We start from the raw sequence: 488 nt of genomic DNA, 5'->3' as shown, positions 1-488 counted from the left end.
ATTTCGAGTCGCTGCTTGGGCGTCAGTTGAAAGACGACGAGGTTGTCGAAGTGTTGGAGGTGCGGGACATGCAAGTCGTCTACGACTTCGACCGAACACACGAGAACCTTGAGGATGTTTATTGGGCTGCAGCACAAGCATCCGGTTTTCAGTTCCGATTCGACCAAAACCAGAAGCTAGACGTTGTGTTTCTCTATATCGCGGCCAGCGAGGGTTTTAGGCCTATTGCGCGCGACGAAGTGGGAGTTCCTTTGTATGAGAGCTTCGATGAGGCGAAGCAGGGCTTCACGCGGGAGGGAATATCTTTCAGGGAAAGCCCTGGGGAGAAATGGTGGGTCAAAGGCGATTTCGGATCCAACACACGGCACTATCAGTTTCGGGATGGCGCGCTGTTTCGTGTCACGCTGAGCACGAAAGCGGCATAGGCTAGCGCCGGTGGCGATATCTCAATGTCTGCCAGGGTGCGCATCGCAGCTACCGTTCCCGGC

The 488-nt window shown here is 55.1% G+C and carries 1 protein-coding gene; it reads left to right on the top strand.

Annotated elements, in window-relative coordinates:
* Positions 1-425 (top strand): hypothetical protein (locus IB278_RS33625; RefSeq protein WP_192328872.1); only part of this gene is annotated, 425 nt, incomplete at its 5' end.
* Positions 426-488 lie beyond the last annotated feature (63 nt).

This window comes from Variovorax sp. VRV01 (assembly GCF_014852545.1).
GTDB lineage: Bacteria > Pseudomonadota > Gammaproteobacteria > Burkholderiales > Burkholderiaceae_C > Variovorax > Variovorax beijingensis_A.
The sequence above is the reverse complement of the archived record's forward strand: the minus strand, read 5'-3'. Positions and strand labels throughout refer to the sequence as shown.